Genomic DNA, 18,280 nt, shown 5'->3' on the forward strand with positions numbered 1-18,280 from the left:
CTTCATGCTTGGACATCGCTCCTTACGATTTCAGGATTATCTCGATATTTTGAAGCGACATTGCTGGGTCATTCTGATCCCGAGCATTCTGCTGCCCATCGCCGGCGTTGTGATCACATTCTTCATTCAACCGAAATTTCTTTCTCAGACGCTGGTATTAATCGAACAGCAAAAAGTTCCGGATGACTACGTTAAGCCTGTAGTGACATCAGATCTGGATGACCGATTGGCATCCATGAAAGAGCAGATCCTTAGCCGCTCCAGACTGCAACCGATCATTGAACGTTTCAGTCTTTATCCTGGAGCGCAGATGGAAGACCGCGTGAACGCGGCTCGCAAAAATATAGATGTCAAGCCGATTCACTCTGAGATTGCTCGTTCAGGAGGCCTTCCTGGTTTCTTTATCACTTTCAAAGCCGGCGATCCAAGAACGGCCCAGGCAGTCTGCGGAGAGATCACCTCTCTCTTCGTGAATGAAAACTTACGCGACCGTGAACAATCAGCTGTTGGTACAACAGATTTCTTGAAAGGTCAGCTCGCCGACGCGAAACGAAAACTCGACGAACAAGACGCTCGGCTCGCCGAGTTTCAGCGGAAATACATTGGCAAGCTCCCGGATCAACAGTCTCCGAATGTAAACATGCTGACCAGTCTGAACACACAGCTAGAAGCTATTACGCAGCAGCTGTCCCGCGTGGAACAAGACAAAACTTATGCCGAGTCCATGCTTGCACAACAGCTTCGTGAAGTGCCTGTATCTTCCACCTCAGGCACTTCGCTCTCCGCGCAGCAGGCGGAACTAGAACAGCTTGTCTCGCAAGAGACTGACTTGGCGAATCGTTACACACCCGACTATCCGGACCTGAAAGCCGTGCGCCGAAAGATCGCTGAACTTCGGGCAAAGATGAATCAGGCGCCCTCTTCCACTCCCGCAATTACCCCTGCCCTGCCTCATGCTGAACCCATTGGCATGCAGCAGCTGCGAGCGCAAATTCGCGCCGCCGAACAAGGAATACAGGCGAAGCGTCATGAGCAGGTACAAATACAGGATGAAATCCGTGTCTATCAAGGGCGGATTCAAGCCAGCCCGTTAGTCGAAGAAGAATACAAGGAAGTTACTCGTGACAACGAAACAGCTCAGAAATTTTATGAGACGCTACTTTCGAAGATGAACCAGTCGAAGATGGCGACCGATCTGGAGCGTAGAAATCAAGGGGAGCAATTTCGCGTTATGGATGAACCGAATTTACCTGACGCTCCCGTTTTTCCCAAGCGTCTTTATTTTGCAGGCGGTGGCTTTGCTCTTGGCCTACTACTCGGCATAGGAATTGTCGTTCTGCTCGAACACAAGGACCAATCACTTCGTACAGAAGACGACATCTGGCAGCTCACGAAGCTTCCTACGCTCGCCGTTATCTCGCTCATTGATCTTGCCCTGCCTGATGCTCGTATTGAGAATTTGCCGAAGCAAGATGCCTTCCTAGGGAGAGCAGAAATTACTCCGGGGGCGCAAAGATAGCAATGTATAAATCGTTCTACGGACTCAACAGTAATCCATTTGGCCTTAGTCCCGACCCCAGGTATCTTTACGCAACGCCAGCTACAAGAGAGGCGCTTGCCTGCCTGCAATATGGAATCAGCAGTAGAAAAGGGTTCATCGTTCTCACGGGTGAGGTTGGGACAGGTAAGACGACCCTTCTACGAAGCGCGCTCGAATCTGTTCGAGCAAATAACATTCACACTTCGTTCGTCTTCAATCCGCGTCTTGAAGCCGCCGACTTTCTTGAGTTCGTAATGACCGACTTCGGTATCGCATGCGCCTCAAGAAGCAAGTCGGCGATGCTGATGGCGCTCAACAAATGGTTGATTGATCGGTTTTCCCGGAAGGAAATCTGCGTCCTCATCATCGACGAAGCCCATTCCCTTTCCGCCGACATGCTCGAGGAAATTCGTCTGCTCACCAACCTTGAAACTTCATCCGAGAAGCTTCTGCAGATCGTTTTGTCGGGACAGCCTGAATTGGAAGAACGTCTTCGCATGACTGCATTGCGACAGTTGCGCCAACGAATCGCGCTTTACTCACGAACATTTGTTTTCGATGAGCAGCAGACCGCAGCGTACATACAGCACCGTCTTTATGTCTCCGGCACCGACAAACCAATTTTTCCCGGTTCTGTTCTGAAATTGATCCATCGCTTCAGCCGTGGCATTCCACGGGTCATCAATCTCATTTGCGAACATGCCCTCGTCTTTGGATTTGTAGACCAGACGCCACAGATTGAAGAGATGGTTATCTACGATGTAGTTCATGACCTCGGCCTTGTAGAGACGAGCATGCTGAATACGTCTGAACCCGGTAATCCCTCAGAAGATCTCATCACCTCTCAAAAAGAAAGGTCGGCGTAATGAGCAAGATTTATGAGGCTCTGCTCAGAGCGGAACTGGACCGGCTTTCCGTCGGCTTAGAAGATCAACAGCCTGAAGACATTGCGGCCAGGACATCTGCGACAGAATTGAAGATCGCTCGTCCTGAGGAAGTGGATGCTGTTCCTGCAGCACATGGTCTCAAAGAGGATTTGACGTACTCGATTTTTTCTCCTCGAGGCGCCATCAGCAGAAGGAATTGGAATCCAGATACCTCACACCTTCCCGCGCTCGACCGCAGAGGGACGCTGGTTGAGCAATTCAGGAGTCTGCGCTCAAGGCTCTATGAACTGCGTTCGCATCAGCCGCTGAAATCTATTTTGATCAGTAGTGCAATGCCACAGGAAGGCAAGAGCTTCATCGCCGCCAATCTCGCCATGTGCCTTGCAATGCATCAGAACAGCAAGGTTTTGTTGATCGATGGAGATATGCGCCGTTACACGCTTCACAAGATCATTGGCTGCAGCTCACAGCCCGGCTTAGCGAGCTATCTATCAGGCGATACCCAGATGCTTGACATCATGCAGCAATACTCCGGTACCAATGACCCCAATTTGCGGCGTCTGGAAGCCCTGACCTTCATTGGTGGCGGCAATGCGAGCGAGAAAGCGGGCGATCTAGCCGCAAATGGGAACTTCAGCAAATTGATCCAGACACTGTCGTCGCTCTTCGATTGGATCATCATCGATTCTTCCCCTGTCTGCCTGGTGTCGGACGCAACCGCTTTGGCGCGCTCAAGTGACGGCGTGTTGCTGGTGGCTCGCGAAGGTGTCACCCAGGCTGCGGATGCACAGCGAGCGGCCAGCGAATTCAGATCGGCAAATCTTCTCGGGTTTGTACTCAACGGAAGCCGGAAAACCATCAAAGACGACTACTACGGCTATGACGGCCCTTATGACAAACAGGAGTAGTAATGATTCGCGTTTTGAATGTTTACTATCCCACTCGGACCGTATTTCTTCTTTTGGGAGAAGCGATTATTACTGTCGGTTGCTTTCTCATGGCAACGGTTCTTGTCCTTGGATCTGATGCATACATCGCCCTGAATTACGAATACGGCTTGCCGAAGCTGGCTTGCCTTACTCTGCTGACAATTCTGTTTTCCTACTACTTCGATCTCTACGAACCCCAGCTTCTGCTCGACCGCCGTGAGATCTATTTCCGAGTTCTTTTCGTAGTAGGACTGTTATGCTTGGCGACCTCTGGGTTGATTTTTCTCCTTCCTAATGTGGGGATGGCCCCCAACATATTCCCTCTCGGCTTTTTGTTTCTTACCATCGCACTTCTTTTGTGGCGCCGCACGTTCGATTGGGTTCTCTCAAAGAAGGTCTTCTGCGAGCGCGTTTATGTACTTGGCGGGGGAGATTACGCACTCTCGGTAGCTCAGGTCATCAGCGAACGGAAAGACCTCGGGATGAGGATCATCGGGGGAGATGGATTGTCCTCGGAGAAAAATGCACGAAGAAGAAATGCAATTGACGCGTTGTCCAAATTTGATCTCTTTCAGCCCTCGGTTGACCGCGTGATCATTGCAATGGAAGATCGCCGTGGCGAGCTTCCGGTGCAGGAACTGCTTGCATTGCGTTTCAAGGGCGTTGCGATTGAAGAAGCGGGCGGCTTTCTCGAACGTCTGTCGGGAAAAATTCAGCTTGATGGATTGCGCCCCAGTAGCTTCCTGTTTACTGAGGGATTTCGTGTGCGGCCGTCGCAACAGCTTACTCGCCGCATTGCATCTTTTCTCGTAGCCGCTTTGGGCCTTCTACTCTTTCTTCCGTTCTTTCCATTCGTAGCTCTCGCTGTCCGGCTCTCTTCCAGCGGCCCTCTATTCTTCAGACAAACACGCATTGGCATGAATGGAAAAACCTTCTCCGTTTATAAATTTCGCTCCATGGTTCAGGATGCGGAAGCCAGTGGAGCAAAATGGGCCACGCGCAATGATCCAAGAATCACATCCTTCGGTCATTTCATGCGAAAAACCCGCATCGACGAGATCCCTCAGTTATGGAACGTATTACGAGGCGATATGGGCCTTGTCGGTCCTCGTCCTGAAAGACCAGAGTTTGTTCCATGGCTCGCGGAACAACTGCCATTTTACGATCTCCGACACATGATTCGCCCTGGCCTTACTGGATGGGCACAGGTCCGATTCAAATATGGAGCGACGCTTGAAGATAGCCGCGAAAAACTTGAGTATGACCTCTATTACATAAAACATATGTCTCTAGGGCTCGACCTGATGATCATGTTCGAGACGATCAAGACCATCGTTCGCAGAAGAGGCGCACAGTGATCGATATGTTTTTCATTTCGCTGGCTGCGCTTATCTATACGTATATCGTTTATCCACTCTTCATGTTTTTGATGGCGCAGCTTTATCCAAAGCGATGGGAGAAAGCGCCATATCCCGCATCGGTGAGCGCCATCATGGCGGTGTCTAACGCTGAACACCTTGTGGAGCATCAGCTCCAACGGCTTACATCATTGCCTGCTTCCCAGGTCCAGCAGATCATCGTGGTCTCTGACGGTTCCACCGATCGAACCAATTGCATATTGCAGGGAAGCAGCGATCCTCGCTTATATCTAGTCCTTCTGTCGGAGCACCACGGAAAAGCCTCCGCACTGAATCGGGGGATCTCAATGGCAACCGGAGAAATTCTCTTCTTCGTGGATGTACGTCCTCAGTTCGAGGTGCATTCTGTATCGCACCTTATAGAAAATTTTGCGGATCCGTCTGTCGGATGCGTAACCGGTGAACTGGAACTTCGCAAAACGACACATGACGGAGCAGCTTCCGCGGTAAGCGGGCTGTACTGGCGATACGAACAATGGATCCGGATGAATGAAGCCGCATGGGACTCTCCGCTAGGTGTCTATGGCGGATTTTATGCGGCGCGCAAGTCGCTCGTCGATGAATTTCCAGACGGCCTTCTCCTTGACGATATGTTTCAACCACTGATGATTATGAGCAAGGGTTATCGATGCGTCATTGACAAAGCCGCACGTGCCGTCGACATCTGGCCATCGGAGATCCGAGATGAGTTTCTACGAAAGGTACGGACGCTTGCAGGAAACTTCCAGCTTATCGCACATTCTCCCTGGTTGCTGACTCCCCGGAATAGGCTGTTTCTTCAGTTCTTTTCGCATAAGATAGCGCGTCTGATTGCTCCTTATTTTCTTATTTGCGCGCTCGTCACCTCAACGATGCTTGCGTTCTCCAGGCATCATTGGCTGGTGCTCGCGTTACTTCAGTGGGGCTTCTGGATACTCGCAGCTGCGGCACTCCGCCATAGAGTCCCTGTAGTTCACCGCCTCGCATCATCGGCATCCGCTTTCCTGGTGCTGAACTGCGCGGCTGTAATGGCGCTATACAAATTTCTTTTTACGCAGGGCCCGCTGCATAAAATTTGGGTCAATGCTCCAGGCTCGTCCGCGCAATTGCAGGAAAAAGGCTGATGATGCTCTTTGCGAATACATCTCCGCGCAATTATTCATGCCCTATACAGCTCCATATAGCTGCGGCTCATAGCCTCCAGGGTAAAGTTCTGCTGATAGCAGAAACGAGCCTTTTCCGAGCACTGTCTTCGAAGATCCCGGCTCAGGGCGAATCTTTCGATCGATCGGGCCATTGCGGCGGAATCCTTCACCGGACTCAACAAGCCGCCTTCGGAGAAGCGAACAACTTCCGCCATCCCTCCGACATCCGTCGCAACTATTGGAACTCCGGAAGACATCGCCTGCAGCATGGACATCGGCAAGCCCTCCGATACAGAAGACATGGCAAACACATCCGCTTCGGAAAAGAAGCGTGCCGTGTCGAGATGTTGCCCCCAGAACGTGACACAGTCGTCGATCGCAAGATCACGGGTAAATTGTTCCAAGCCCTTTCGCGCGGGGCCGTCGCCCACAATAGACAGTCGCAGACCAGGGACCCGTTTACGAGCGATAGCAACGGCTCTCAGCAAAGTAGGAAGATCCTTGATCTCCGCAAGTCGTCCGACAAACAACAATCGAAGCTCCGCCGCCTGCGGAAGATTGTCCACAATCCTAACGATTGGCGCCGAACCGTTGTAAACGCGCACAATTTTGTTCACCTGCGCAGAAGGTATGCCGCGCAGGTTTTCACACGTGGTCTCGCACACTCCAACGATCCAGTCGCAGCTTCGGGCCATGAGTTTGTACTTTTTCTCTTCCTTCATATCGTACGGAGGAGCAACCAGGCTATGCCGCGTAGAGAGAATACATCGGGCTCCAGCCAGGCGAGCTGGAAACGCCGCCTGAAGCGTAGGCGCAGGGTTGTGACAGTGCACCACATCCGGCTTGATGCGGCGGAAGTAATGCAAATACCTCCACATCGTCTTCAGTGGATGCCCCTCTCCGGGTACAAAAATCTCGAAGCCTTCGGATCGCAATGCCTCTCCTACGCTGCCAAGCTTGCTGTAAGCGCACACGCTCACTTCGTGGCCTTCCGCTTTTTGTTGCCGGCAAAGCTGCGCAACAAGAACCTCTGCTCCACCCATCTCAAGGCTGTAAACAGCGTGACAAATCTTCATTATTCAATTTTCTTACGAATCCTGATGTTTACTTTGAAATCTTCTCTGCAAAACTTAGATGCAATTTGCTCGCCTTTTTACAGCGAGCTCCTGCCTATAGAGGAGGCCTCTTGCATCTAAAAAACCTTCATTTGTGGCTCTCGGCATATCTGCGCAATCGTATGCGGCACATAACATGCGCGTCGAAACCGAAGCGTCTATGGATTACGCTAGCCGATCACTTTGAACCGCTTGGCGGGCGAGTTCCCATGGAAATCGCAACAAAACGCGTGCTCTCATGGCAAGCACGTTGGCCCATGATTGCCGACATGGCACCGAAAGACGCCGCAGGCCAGCGTCCGTGCTACACCTTCTTTTATCCGCAGGAGGAATATGATCGCCGCCTGCTTCAGCAGATTGAACCGCTTGTGCAAGCAGAAATTGTAGATGTGGAGGTTCACATTCATCATGATCGTGATACAGCCCGTTCACTCCGAAACAAATTGGTTGAATTCTGCTATCGTCTGCACCAGCAGCATAACTTCCTTCGCGTTCAAAATGGCCGCATCGTCTTTGGGTTCATCCACGGAAACTGGGCATTAGATAACTCGCGCCGCGACGGAAGATGGTGCGGGGTAACGGGAGAAGCGCAGCTTCTGCATGATCTTGGGTGCTATGCGGACATGACCATGCCGTCTTTCCCCTCTGAGACACAGAGCAGAATCATCAACCAGATCTATTGGGCCACGGGCGATCCATGCCGTCCTCGGGCATTCGACCGGGGGATAGAAGTAAAACCCGGTGAGGGCATCAGGAACTCGTTGCTTATGATTCCGGGGCCACTTGGCTTCCGTTTTAAAGATAGGCGCCTGCCTCGTATCGAGACAGGCGAGCTAGCAATCTACGACCCGCCCACTCCCTATCGTGTGGGTCGCTGGATCGATCTTGCGCCGCGTATTGGCGATGACATCTTTGTAAAGCTTCATTCCCATGCAGCCAGAGAGGATAATGCTGGCGCCCTTCTAGGCACTACGCCATCTTCTGGGGCTCTCGCGTCTATGTTTCGCTGGGTGCATGAGATCGCGCGGGAACGGGGGCTCGAGCTTCATTGGGCAAGTGCCTACCAGATGTACCAAGCGATCGATAAGCTCCTGCTGCTCCCCCCGGCAGGCGCGGCGGCAAAAGCACCAGACATCGAGGTAGCTGCCTCGTGAGGGTTCTTCTGGTTACATTCTCTTTCCCACCGGCGGGTGGCGTCGGTGTTCTTCGCGCGCTGAGTCTGGCAAAATACCTCCCGGAAAATGGTATTGAGGTAGAGGTCCTGACAGCACGGAACGCTCCTGCTGTGCAACGGGACGATACTCTCGCCAGCCAGGTGCCATTCTCGGTTATCGTACATCGTTGCTGGACGCTTGACCTTCCGTTCGGAGTGCGTAAAGCCATTAAGCGAATTCTTTCGGAAACCTCTGATGCGACTTCGGCCACAGTTGCGGAAGGTGGCCGTGTGTCCAAGCCGCGGCTGTTGAAAAAAATCTTCGCAGATATGCTTCTGCCTGATCCACAGATCGGCTGGCTGCCTTTGGCTGTGCCTGCAGCGGCAAGACTGATACGCAAAAAACAAATTGACTTGGTGTTGATCACTGTGCCTCCCTTCTCTTCATCCCGCATGGTTTCGTTCTTGAGAAGGAAGTTTCCAGTACTCCCAATCGTTCTTGAGTTTCGTGACGAGTGGCTGAATACCACCATCGACCTGGTCAGTTACAGCAATAGCCCACGTGCGAAGCAAATCGCTGCTCGCACAGAAAAAGAAGCTGTCCACGATGCGACATTGGTAGTCGCAGTCACCGATGCTGCCGAACGAACTATCCGGCAGCGCTATCCACAAGAGCCGTCCTCCAAGTTCGTGTGTGTGCCAAACGGTTATGACAGCCAGCCAAGCCTCACGATGCCATCAATGCCTGCTCTTGACACGGTGACGCTGACATTCATCGGGACAGTCTACCGGTCCAGCGATCCCTCTTCGTTTATCGAGGCGGTCCATGCATTGCCCGAGATCATTAAAAGCCGTTTGCGCATTCGTTTCATCGGACATATTGAGAGTCCGCATTATCGGCATGCCCTTATGTCTCTCGGGAGCATCATCGACCTTCAAGGCGTCTTACCCCAGGCAGAGGCATTGCAAGCAATAAAGACAACGGATTACCTCCTTCTGATATCTCACGATCCGATTAATGTAGCGGCTAAAGTATATGACTATCTCGGTGGCGGCAGGCCGATCATCGCCGCCATCCATCCTGATGGTGATATCCGGCGCATTCTGGAGGAGACCGAAGCAGGCATATGGGCCGATGTACGAGACGCCAACTCCATCCGTCAGTTGCTGGCGCAGATTATCGAGGCAACGGCTACATCGCAATGCTCCTTTCGTCCAAGAGCTGATGTCATTGCTCGCTATCACCGCAGATCGATTACACGCCGCTATGCTTCTCTCTTGCAGAAACTTGTCGGCGGCACTTCGCAACGAGAGGTTACCCGATGAGAGTTGCTGTCGTTACGCAGTATTTTCCGATCTCTTTTCAGCCGTGGGCCGGTCATTCCGCATACCAGACGCTCCGGCACCTTGCCCAACAATGCGATCTAAAGGTGTTTTATCCGCATGCGGTTGACGCAGCGGGCATCAGGCCTGCCAGCCGCAGGCAACGATTGCCTGTCGATCGTGATTATCGACCGCGAGGAGTGGACGTGGAATATGTTCCCTATCCCGTGGTTCCAGTGCTCTCGCGTCCTTTTAATGGGTGGATGGCGGCGGCGAAGCTTTTACCGCATGTAATGCGCTATCGGCCCGACGTCATTCTTAATTATGTCGTCTATCCTGATGGGCTGGCAGCAACGACCATCGCGCAAAAGCTCAAAGTCCCTGTAGTGCTCACCGCAATCGGCTCTGACCTGAACCGCATGAGCGATCCCATCTGTGCAAGTCTGACGCGATCGACCCTGCGGCGAGCGGATATCACAATCACTGTCAGCCGTGACCTACTGAAGACCGCGCTACGCCTCGGCTCTGCTCCCGAGCGCAGCCATGCAATCCTGAATGGATGCGACACCGCCGTGTTCCGCGTCCGCGACATGGCGGATGCGAGGAATCAGATTGGGATGTCTCATGACGTAGAAGCCGTCGTCTATGTGGGACGATTTGATGTCAGGAAAGGCTTGATAGAGCTGCTTCGCGCCGCGGCAGATCTACGCATGAGGCGCCCTGGCCTGAATCTATATCTCATCGGTGACGGACCGGATAAGCCCGAGCTCCTGGAAGAGATCCAGAAATATCAGGCGTCCGGATGGATTCATCTTATTCCCCCTTGCACAAGCGCTCTTGTTGCCCTTTGGATGTCTGCCGCGAATCTGGTGACACTGCCCAGCTATAAAGAGGGATGCCCAAATGTAGTGATTGAAGCGCTAGCCGCGGGCCGGCCCGTGGTAGCGACTGAAGTCGGAGGCATTCCGGAGTTGATGAATGAGTCCTGCGGACGACTTGTAGCGCCACAAAATGTCCAGGAGCTTGAGCTGGCATTGGATCAGACGTTGAGCGCCCGCTGGAATCCTGATGAAATTTCCAGGCGGCATAACCGGAGCTGGAAAGCAGTCGCTTCCGACGTATACGACTGCCTTTTCCAGGCAATACAGACACGCGCCGCAAATAAACTAAGGGCGCCGTAGCAACTGCGTTGAGTTTGCCTGGGTATTGATATCGAGGCTCTCTACACTTCGAAATCCGTCAGGAGAGGGGAGGACGGAGTCGGACTCCTGATCCTCATCCAGATGCTCATGAATCCCCACTTCATTCAGCTTATAGAGCAGTGAGCGATAGCTAATATCGAGCCACTTCGCCGTCTTCTGCCGATTCCAGCCATTGGCATGGAGCACTTTCAGAATGATCTGCTTTTCCAGATCCCTCGTTGCATTCTTGGTGATCTGTTTCAGTGAGAATGGCTTCGAGAGGTCAATCTCGGCCGTGACCTGATCGCTCCTCATCGACCTCGGGGTTACCTCCGACAAAATGAGGTCCTCATCCCCGATTAGGCTATAGCTGCGAATCAAGTTGTCCAGCTGCCGGATATTGCCAGGCCACTCGTACGCTTGCATGATCTGGACTACTTCTTTCGAAATGGGCTTCGGCGAAACCCGAAAGCTGCCTGCGTGCACCTTTGAGAAGTGATCTACAAGTAAGGGGATATCCGCACGGCGCCGTCTCAGCGGCACCAGATTGATCGTAACCGCGTTGATCCGGTAGAGTAGATCCAGTCGGAATGTTCCGGCCGCAACCTGGTCCCGCAGGTCATTGTTGGCAATTGAAATGATCCGCGTAGAGATGGATATCGGGTCGTGTCCCCCAACTCTTGTAAATGTGCCGTCTTGAAGCAACTGAAGCAACTTCGCCTGGGCTGCAACATCCAGACTTCCCACCTCATCCAAGACCAGGGTGCCTCCATCGGCCTGCTCGACCCGACCACGCTTTCCAGCGTTCGCCCCCGTGAAAGCTCCCTTCTCGTATCCGAATATCTCCGTTTCCAACAGAGAGTGAGGAATCGCGGGGCAGCTTACCTTAATAAAGGAATTGCGATGCCGTGCAGAAAAGGCGTGAACCAATTGAGCGCAAAGATCCTTGCCTGTACCGCTTTCCCCCTGCAATAAGACAGGCACATCTGAACCGGACACGAGCTCGATACGGCGCCGTACATCCAGCATGGCCTGAGTTGTTCCAAAAATTACATCGAAGGGCGGAAACGGGGCTGGGGCTCCCCCGAAACGTAACGAAGAACTTAATGGCCGAACGTATGTCATTTTCCCTGCGTCGCCGATTGCTAATGTGCGGCAACAATGTAGCAGCACATCAATAACCATCCTGATAATTCGACCAAAGTACCGTACTCTTCCCTGTTACTTTAGATCGCCATAGTCCGCCCAGAAGGCCATATTCATTTTTACAAGCAACATTTGCCGGCGATTTGCGTCTTTTCGTTAGAGAACATTTTTACCCAATGGATGGAAATGAATTTCTCTCTTAGATTCCCCAAAACTTCATCAGCCGACATCGTAGGCATTTTTTTGCGCAATTTGGCCCGGAAAACGGAAGATGTGTACCCATGTTTGGCCGCGAAGTTGCATCTACCTTGTGTATGTGACTTCAACGTTTGAACACTGCTACTCACTTCAAATAGCGGATGAGCGGGCCGCCTGTTGAAGCACACAATTAGAGATCGCAAAACCTGTTTTGGAGCTATTGATGGCTTTTTCCCATTCCTCCGCAGCATTTATGCGTACCGCCAAACGAACGGTTTATATCCAGGAAGATAACCAGCCGCTCGCCAATTACATTGCCGACAAGCTCGACCCCAGATATGCGCTGCGCTTTTTCACAGAAGGCGAGGCTCTATTGAAGGCTTTACAGGCCGCGCCTGCGCCGGATGCCATCGTGATGGCATGGGAGAATGCAGAGAAGTCGGGTCCGCTGCTCTCTAAAACCCTCAGCCGTGCCGACGCATCGGTCGTCTTCGTCGCATCCAGTTCTGCAAATGTAGATGAGCTTTCCCTCGCCACCCGCCTCGGCGCAAGCGGTTTGCTGCGTAAGCCTTACTCTGCAGAAGACATCGAGGAGGCTATCGAACGGCAGTTCCAACCCATCGCCTCCTCAGTAAAAGGCTCAGAAGAGCCCGTTGAGACTCCGCTTGGCGACAACACATCCTTTGTGCGTTCGAGCAAGCGCATGCGAGAGATCGAGACTCAGGTTGGTCTTGTGGCTCGATCGGATATACCCGTCCTCATCCTGGGCGAGAGCGGTACGGGCAAAGAGGTTCTCGCAAAATTCACACATGCGATGTCAAATCGCGCCAGCAAAATGTTTCTGAAGGTCAATTGCGCCGCAATGCCTACAGAACTTTTGGAAAGCGAACTCTTTGGATACGAACAAGGTGCATTTACAGGCGCCGTAAAAACCAAGCCTGGCAAATTTGAAATCTGCAACGGCGGTACCATCTTCCTCGATGAGATCGGCGAGATGCCCGCTCTTCTGCAAGCAAAGCTGCTTCATGTACTGCAGGACGGAACGTTCTCGCGCCTTGGAAGCCGGGCGCCCATGAAGGCAGACGTTCGCGTGATTGCAGCGACAAATATCGACATGAAAACCGCCATCGCGCAGAAGACCTTCCGTCAGGATCTGTATTACCGCCTCAATGGCTTTTCGTTCACCCTGCCCCCGCTCCGTGAACGTCGAGAAGAAATCAGTACGTTCGCTAAATTCTTTATGCAAAAGTCTGCTTCGCGATATGGCCGGGATCCCCTGCCCATCTCGTCCACACTGATGACAACTCTCATTCAATATCCGTGGCCGGGAAACCTCCGCGAGCTTGAAAATGTCATAAGCAGGTTCCTTGTAATCGGCGATGAGCATGCCATCATCTCCGAGTTGAGCGCAAGGCAACCAACTGCACCTACCGCCGCCATCGGGGACACATCCAACGCATTAGGACTGAAGCAACTTGTACGCAGCCTTAAAGGCGACGCCGAGGCGGCAGCTATTGCAAGTGCTCTTGAGGAGACGAAGTGGAATCGCAAAGCAGCAGCAAGCAAGATGAAAATCAGCTACAAGGCTCTTCTTTACAAGATCAAGGAGTACGAGCTGACCGAGAAGAAGATATAAGGCCCGGCCAGAATCTCGCGGGGCTTGAGCGCGCAGTTCTTCGTTACACCAAACATCTAATCAAAGGTTATATCGATCGGTCGCACCTTGAAGAAATCGCAAGCAGGCAAGAGCCTCCGGTGCTTGAAGGCAGCATTTCGCTTGTCGATGAAGCCGATCGTGCCTCCAGAGATCATCCGCTCTCGGAAGCAAAGGCCATCTTCTTCGTCCGTGACTTCGAAGGAGATCGTGAGCGACGAGATATTCTCTTTCACGACGGAGCAGAGCTGCTGCAGAATCTATGGGTGCGTGTGACCTTCCCGGATGGAGAAGCTCTCGAAGGATTCGTGCAAAACGATGCGGCCTATCTGCACGCGCAGGGCTTCTTCCTCACACCCACAGACCCTACGAGCAATAACGTTCTCGTATACATCATCAAGAGTCAGATCAAGGAATTTCAGGTCCTGGGATTGCGCCCCTAAGGCGCAATCCCTCAATTCGCAAGCGCAAGCGGCATGCTAACTTTGTACCAGTCAATCGTCTTTCTGACTCCCGTCGCAAAATCCGTAACCACGTTGTAGCCCAGCAAAGCCCGTGCAGAAGAAATATCCGCCACTGAATGTTTGATATCTCCTTCACGCTCCGGCTTCCATCGGAGGTCGCCGTCATAGTTCACCAAGCTGCGAATCTGTTGATACGCTGAGAACAGAGTAGTAGCCTGCCCTATCCCTACATTGAATATCTTTCCGGAAACGCATGAAGGGGCTTTGGCTGCCAGCAGATTCGCGCTAACCACGTTGTCGATATAGGTGAAATCGCGGCTAGTGGTTCCATCTCCGAAGATAGTGGGCGCTTCCCCTTCTAACATCTGAGAGATAAAACGAGCCAGCACACCAGAGTATTGCGATGTAGGGTCTTGTCTTGGCCCAAAAATATTGAAATAACGCAGCGCCACTGTTTGCAAACCATACACCCGGGCGTAACTCGCAAGATAATACTCGCCAGCCACCTTCTGCACGGCATAAGGAGAGATCGGCGCAGGTGCCATGGATTCTCGCTTTGGCAAATCTAACGAGTCTCCGTATGCAGCCGAAGAAGCTGCATAAATGAACCGCTTCACGCCGGCTCTGCGAGCCGCCTCCAGGACACAGAGTGTTCCCGTGAGATTCGGCGCGTTTGTCCCGAGCGGATCGGCAACCGAAACCGGAACCGATGGAATAGCCGCCTGGTGGAAAACATAGTCCACTTCTCGGAAAGCATTTTCCATTTCATGGGCATCCGTCACATCGGCAAACCGGAAATCAATCGAACTCCGGATATCTTCGATGTTTTCTTCTTTCCCTGTGCTGAGATTGTCTATGCCTCGCACAGTTCCATTCTCTTTCAGTACGCCTCTCGCAATGCTAGAGCCTATAAAACCCGCAATTCCAGTGATTAAAACCTTCGCCATTCTTAGCCCCTGATCCCGTGTGGAGATACATTTGCATACTGTTTTTGCAACCCACGGGCCAATCGCGACCTGGGAGAAAACTGAGGTTCTATGTCATTTTCTGTTGTCATTCCGGCCTTCAACGCAGCCCCATATATAAGCCGTGCCATCGAAAGCGCGTTGGCTCAGACCATTACGCCAAACGACATTCTGGTCATTGATGACGGTTCGACTGATCACACGGCAGACATCGTCAGATCGTACGGCAACGCAGTAAAACTTATTTCCCAAGCCAATCAAGGTGTCTCAGCGGCCAGAAATACAGGGGTTGCACAGACGGGAAGTGATTACATCGCCTTCCTGGATGCTGACGATTTTTGGCATGCAGAGAAGTCAGAGCAGCAACTAGAGGCTCTCACCTCATCCCCAGAAGCAGCGTTTTCATACACCGCACTTCGCGAGCTAAAATCTGACGGCTCCGTACATGGAACCTCATTCGTCCAGCCAGATAAATTAAAAGATCTGCTGCGTATCTGCAACCCGGGGATCTCTCCTTCGTGTGCGATGATTCGGCGAACCTCCTTTCAGGCCACGGGAGGCTTCAATACTGCATTACGCGGCTGCGAAGATTGGGATTTGTGGATACGTTTGCTGCGCCACGGTGGGCACTGTGCACTTCCTCAACCGCTCACAAATTATCAGCTTCACCCAGGAAGTCTGAGTTCAGATGCCGCGCTCATGTTCACAAATTTTCTTGAGCTACTGCATGGCTCATTACTTGACGGTTTGGAAGGGTGGCAAAAGAAGCTCTGGACCCGAAGAGCGCTAAGCTACCAATGCTATAAAGCCGCACTTACTGCGCGAGCTTCCGGGCAAAGGCCGGAAGAGCTTCGTTACTTTTTCAGATCGATTAGCGTATGGCCATCTCCTCTATGGCATGCGCTTCGGTATAAATCCTTCGCGGTCAGCTGCGCGAAGTGGATCCAGGGACACCGTCCGTAAGAAGTGGTCTCCGGAGCGGAAACTTTTAAGGTACCAGTCCGGTTTTAGAGTTATCGAATGGTTACGGCAAACTTTTCTTCGCAACGAGTTCGTCGGCGAAACACCTTTCTAAAAATGTCCTCGACCTCCGCCTCTTTGCAGACACTACATTTAGGAGCCAGCTACAGCTCGTGCTCCCCAAAGAGACTACCAATTCCAGTCTGCGGGCATTCGTACGATCCCGGCATTGTTGAATTCAATTCTGAATAGCGTGAGGCCATGATCTCACTTGCACCCACGATAGATTCTGCTGGGCGCTTTGATTTTGTGATAATTCAGGGATTCGAACTGACCGCTGCATCTACATGATTACAAATGACTTAACTATTACTGGTTGGGCCCCAGGGATTCACTTTTGTTGGAAATAAAAGAGATAAACATGATTTCCACTGCCGTACCCCGAGTCGTACCCCTAAAAGAAAATTGGTGCAGACAATCCTTCGTGAAGGATAAAGGGGACTCGCTTCCAGGACCGCCTCCATCTGCTGGGCCAAGGCATCAACCTGAAACAAAGGAGAGAGAACTTCGTGGCGTCCTTCCATCGCAAAATGATTCGCCCGCGCCATCTGATCGTCGAAACCTCTCTCGGCCGCTATACAAATCGACCTTACTCCTAACGCCATGATTTCAAGCAAGGTATTGTACCCCCCTGAGAAATTACGAGATCCGCGGTCGCCATGTAGCTTAAGACATTGCTAACAAAAGGGACCACGCGAACACCGTCATAAAGACGTAAGTCGAGCCAATGGTTAAATAAAGGGCCTGGAATGACTACGCAATTTGCGTTTGGATGTCATTCCGTGGGCCAAACGGAACCATCGGCGATCTTCGCCCAAAAGAGCCATTTGCGCACGCATTTTCAATAACTTAAATGAAATTCTTCACCACAAGAATCAATAATCTACAGCTGGCCAGAGTAATGACCCAGTGGGTAGTCATAGCGAGATCCCCGTGGCGACCGAATGTCGTGGCGGCGTCGCGACAAAGCTGGGAGGCCACCCCGGCGAGGCTTTAGGCGGAAACCCTCACTACTACCTAGGCCGCAGTCGCTGCCGGTATTTCCCTGCCCCAGATCCACAGTGTCATCGAAGAGAGAATCTTCGATCCATTCTTCAACTTCATGCATCGGAACTTTGCCTCTATTGCCGACATCTACAATGAGCAAGGGTTTTACCTCAAGAGGCTTTCCCATTCCTCTACGAATTGACGTGCCCATTCATTCAAGACGTCGTCGTAATAGACCTTGGAGTCTAGCCAAGCTTCGGATACGTCGCCAATCTCTGAAAATTGAAGGCCCGAATTTCGAAATCCGATCAAACGAACTTCTCTATCGACATCCATCTGCAGGACGATGCTTCCGTCATCAAACGCAGCGTCTCCATCGGGAGCCCAAACCAATCTCGCATTCTCAATCTCGTTGAGAACCGCTTCGGTCGGCTGTCCTAACAGTTGCGATAGCGGGATGCCCTCCGCATAAAGAACAGCGTGTGCCGCAACGGCAATTTCTTGCGCGCTGTAGCTGCGCGAGAAATTCGCAATGTGCTTTCCTCTTCCTGAGATTCGACGGCCAACCTCATCAAAGGAGTTCGCAAGCATCGTCGCAGATCTCGTACGAACACCAAATTCGAAACCACTAATGTGTATAAAAAAATACCCAAGGCGCCGGAGCCCTTGATCCTCAGACACCTTTGAAATTATAGATTCAATAGCAAATATTGAGGGATCCCCAATGATCATCTGAGTTGCTTCCTTACGTTGCTCGGGATATTGTTCATCTTTATGCCTTCCTTCCCTGCCGTTGAGCCATTCCAGTGGGATTCGCCATTGCTCGGGTCGGGCTGAGAACATTTTTCTACCGCGATCAGTCAGACGGAGGACGATGACGTTCCGGAATGATGATTTCAACGCGGTCGAATAGACGCGCGTCAACCGAAAATGCGCCAGGCCCAGTCAACGCAAGTGCAAAGGAGATGATAGTCAGGTAGGTAGCCATGAGTGCCGAGGTAGGTTTAGGCGCTCCATTGCCTACAACGAGTGAAACTGCATCTATGAGGTAGCCGAGTGCGAGAGTCGTTCCGACAATCGGGGTCATAAATCCGACGAGGAAAGCAAATCCCGCGACAACTGCGAATAAGCCCACAATCGGAGAAACAGATGCAGTGGTGCCCGATACCGTGAGAA

Annotated in this window: 16 protein-coding genes; 11 read left to right on the forward strand and 5 right to left on the reverse strand. The window is 52.1% G+C overall.

The features are described 5' to 3' along the window. The first annotated feature begins 4 nt into the window (after positions 1-4). The 5 genes from FTW19_RS17590 to FTW19_RS17610 are packed head-to-tail and all read left to right on the forward strand — an operon-like array spanning position 5 to position 5,877. Positions 5-1,519 (forward strand): GumC family protein, encoded by a 1,515-nt coding sequence (locus tag FTW19_RS17590; protein WP_147648832.1) that lies wholly within the window; start codon positions 5-7, stop codon positions 1,517-1,519. Positions 1,520-1,521: 2 nt separating this feature from the next. Continuing rightward, positions 1,522-2,406, forward strand: coding sequence for an ExeA family protein (locus FTW19_RS17595; protein ID WP_147648833.1), 885 nt, complete (start codon positions 1,522-1,524; stop codon positions 2,404-2,406). Next, positions 2,406-3,335, forward strand: a complete 930-nt coding sequence (locus FTW19_RS17600) for a CpsD/CapB family tyrosine-protein kinase (protein ID WP_147648834.1) — start codon at positions 2,406-2,408, stop codon at positions 3,333-3,335. Before FTW19_RS17595 ends, FTW19_RS17600 begins: the two co-directional genes overlap by 1 nt. A 2-nt stretch (positions 3,336-3,337) precedes the next feature. Further along, positions 3,338-4,714, forward strand: coding sequence for a TIGR03013 family XrtA/PEP-CTERM system glycosyltransferase (locus tag FTW19_RS17605; RefSeq protein WP_147648835.1), 1,377 nt, complete (start codon positions 3,338-3,340; stop codon positions 4,712-4,714). 5 nt (positions 4,715-4,719) lie between these two features. Beyond that, complete coding sequence (locus tag FTW19_RS17610; protein ID WP_246153768.1) at positions 4,720-5,877, forward strand: glycosyltransferase; 1,158 nt, start codon at positions 4,720-4,722, stop codon at positions 5,875-5,877. Between the two features lie 35 nt (positions 5,878-5,912). Here FTW19_RS17610 and FTW19_RS17615 read toward each other — a convergent pair whose 3' ends face one another. Next, positions 5,913-6,974: a glycosyltransferase family 4 protein gene (locus FTW19_RS17615; RefSeq protein WP_147648837.1), complete on the reverse strand. Its 1,062-nt coding sequence runs from the start codon at positions 6,972-6,974 to the stop codon at positions 5,913-5,915. A gap of 248 nt (positions 6,975-7,222) precedes the next feature. Here FTW19_RS17615 and FTW19_RS17620 point away from each other — a divergent pair, with 248 nt between their 5' ends. From FTW19_RS17620 to FTW19_RS17630, 3 genes are read left to right on the forward strand one after another with little or no spacing between them, the layout of a single operon-like run. Continuing rightward, complete coding sequence (locus FTW19_RS17620; protein WP_187143039.1) at positions 7,223-8,167, forward strand: hypothetical protein; 945 nt, start codon at positions 7,223-7,225, stop codon at positions 8,165-8,167. Continuing rightward, positions 8,164-9,492: a glycosyltransferase gene (locus tag FTW19_RS17625; RefSeq protein ID WP_147648838.1), complete on the forward strand. Its 1,329-nt coding sequence runs from the start codon at positions 8,164-8,166 to the stop codon at positions 9,490-9,492. Before FTW19_RS17620 ends, FTW19_RS17625 begins: the two co-directional genes overlap by 4 nt. Then, a complete protein-coding gene (locus FTW19_RS17630) occupies positions 9,489-10,670 on the forward strand; it encodes a glycosyltransferase (RefSeq protein ID WP_147648839.1) in 1,182 nt (393 codons plus the stop codon). Before FTW19_RS17625 ends, FTW19_RS17630 begins: the two co-directional genes overlap by 4 nt. On the opposite strand, the gene FTW19_RS17635 is transcribed toward FTW19_RS17630, so the two are convergent. Then, on the reverse strand, positions 10,656-11,855 hold the full coding sequence (locus tag FTW19_RS17635) for a sigma 54-interacting transcriptional regulator (protein ID WP_147648840.1): 1,200 nt from the start codon (positions 11,853-11,855) through the stop codon (positions 10,656-10,658). The genes FTW19_RS17630 and FTW19_RS17635 overlap by 15 nt on opposite strands. Before the next feature lie 382 nt (positions 11,856-12,237). On the opposite strand from FTW19_RS17635, the gene FTW19_RS17640 reads away from it, so the two are divergent. Further along, complete coding sequence (locus tag FTW19_RS17640; RefSeq protein WP_147648841.1) at positions 12,238-13,650, forward strand: sigma-54 dependent transcriptional regulator; 1,413 nt, start codon at positions 12,238-12,240, stop codon at positions 13,648-13,650. Then, a complete protein-coding gene (locus tag FTW19_RS26475) occupies positions 13,554-14,111 on the forward strand; it encodes a DUF6982 domain-containing protein (RefSeq protein WP_432445162.1) in 558 nt (185 codons plus the stop codon). The genes FTW19_RS17640 and FTW19_RS26475 overlap by 97 nt, the downstream gene beginning before the upstream one ends. Before the next feature lie 11 nt (positions 14,112-14,122). On the opposite strand, the gene FTW19_RS17650 is transcribed toward FTW19_RS26475, so the two are convergent. Further along, positions 14,123-15,079: an SDR family oxidoreductase gene (locus FTW19_RS17650; RefSeq protein WP_147648845.1), complete on the reverse strand. Its 957-nt coding sequence runs from the start codon at positions 15,077-15,079 to the stop codon at positions 14,123-14,125. 90 nt (positions 15,080-15,169) lie between these two features. On the opposite strand from FTW19_RS17650, the gene FTW19_RS17655 reads away from it, so the two are divergent. Continuing rightward, the gene (locus tag FTW19_RS17655) at positions 15,170-16,060 is read left to right on the forward strand and encodes a glycosyltransferase family 2 protein (protein ID WP_147648846.1); all 891 of its coding nucleotides are present in this window, start codon (positions 15,170-15,172) and stop codon (positions 16,058-16,060) included. Positions 16,061-17,269: 1,209 nt separating this feature from the next. On the opposite strand, the gene FTW19_RS17665 is transcribed toward FTW19_RS17655, so the two are convergent. Then, on the reverse strand, positions 17,270-17,947 hold the full coding sequence (locus FTW19_RS17665) for an Imm42 family immunity protein (protein WP_147648848.1): 678 nt from the start codon (positions 17,945-17,947) through the stop codon (positions 17,270-17,272). 13 nt (positions 17,948-17,960) lie between these two features. Beyond that, positions 17,961-18,191, reverse strand: coding sequence for a hypothetical protein (locus FTW19_RS26045; RefSeq protein WP_222705472.1), 231 nt, complete (start codon positions 18,189-18,191; stop codon positions 17,961-17,963). Positions 18,192-18,280 lie beyond the last annotated feature (89 nt).

This window comes from Terriglobus albidus, assembly GCF_008000815.1.
In the GTDB taxonomy this organism is placed as follows: Bacteria; Acidobacteriota; Terriglobia; order Terriglobales; family Acidobacteriaceae; genus Terriglobus; species Terriglobus albidus_A.

What these genes read in the sequence shown, in the direction of transcription:
- FTW19_RS17590 (WP_147648832.1), top strand. Translation starts at nt 5, where the DNA reads ATGCTTGGACATCGCTCCTTACGATTTCAGGATTATCTCGATATTTTG.
- FTW19_RS17595 (WP_147648833.1), top strand. Translation starts at nt 1,522, where the DNA reads ATGTATAAATCGTTCTACGGACTCAACAGTAATCCATTTGGCCTTAGT.
- FTW19_RS17600 (WP_147648834.1), top strand. Translation starts at nt 2,406, where the DNA reads ATGAGCAAGATTTATGAGGCTCTGCTCAGAGCGGAACTGGACCGGCTT.
- FTW19_RS17605 (WP_147648835.1), top strand. Translation starts at nt 3,338, where the DNA reads ATGATTCGCGTTTTGAATGTTTACTATCCCACTCGGACCGTATTTCTT.
- FTW19_RS17610 (WP_246153768.1), top strand. Translation starts at nt 4,720, where the DNA reads ATGTTTTTCATTTCGCTGGCTGCGCTTATCTATACGTATATCGTTTAT.
- FTW19_RS17615 (WP_147648837.1), bottom strand. Translation starts at nt 6,974, where the DNA reads ATGAAGATTTGTCACGCTGTTTACAGCCTTGAGATGGGTGGAGCAGAG.
- FTW19_RS17620 (WP_187143039.1), top strand. Translation starts at nt 7,223, where the DNA reads ATGGAAATCGCAACAAAACGCGTGCTCTCATGGCAAGCACGTTGGCCC.
- FTW19_RS17630 (WP_147648839.1), top strand. Translation starts at nt 9,489, where the DNA reads ATGAGAGTTGCTGTCGTTACGCAGTATTTTCCGATCTCTTTTCAGCCG.
- FTW19_RS17635 (WP_147648840.1), bottom strand. Translation starts at nt 11,855, where the DNA reads ATGGTTATTGATGTGCTGCTACATTGTTGCCGCACATTAGCAATCGGC.
- FTW19_RS17640 (WP_147648841.1), top strand. Translation starts at nt 12,238, where the DNA reads ATGGCTTTTTCCCATTCCTCCGCAGCATTTATGCGTACCGCCAAACGA.
- FTW19_RS17650 (WP_147648845.1), bottom strand. Translation starts at nt 15,079, where the DNA reads ATGGCGAAGGTTTTAATCACTGGAATTGCGGGTTTTATAGGCTCTAGC.
- FTW19_RS17655 (WP_147648846.1), top strand. Translation starts at nt 15,170, where the DNA reads ATGTCATTTTCTGTTGTCATTCCGGCCTTCAACGCAGCCCCATATATA.
- FTW19_RS17665 (WP_147648848.1), bottom strand. Translation starts at nt 17,947, where the DNA reads ATGTTCTCAGCCCGACCCGAGCAATGGCGAATCCCACTGGAATGGCTC.
- FTW19_RS26045 (WP_222705472.1), bottom strand. Translation starts at nt 18,191, where the DNA reads ATGACCCCGATTGTCGGAACGACTCTCGCACTCGGCTACCTCATAGAT.